Here is a 231-nt window from a genome sequence, read left to right on the forward strand (position 1 = left end):
GAATTCAAGAAAGAAGAAGGCGTTACGTTCGATCCAACTCGTAGCAAGTTGTACGTTGGCATGTCCAGTGTTGGTAGTGGCATGAGCGATAGCAGCGGTGACATTCAGCTGGCTGAAAGCAATGATTGTGGCATCGTCTATCAGCTGGATGTAGCAGCAGATACAGACATCGGCTCTGACTACGTTGCCAACTCTATGTACTCACTGGTAGAAGGTGTTCCTGTTTCTGAG

1 pseudogene is annotated in these 231 nt (G+C 48.1%); it reads left to right on the forward strand.

The annotated features are described in order from the left end of the window. A pseudogene (locus Q4563_RS23130) lies at positions 1–231 on the forward strand (hypothetical protein); the annotation flags it as partial.

The organism is Gilvimarinus sp. 1_MG-2023 (genome assembly GCF_030548285.1).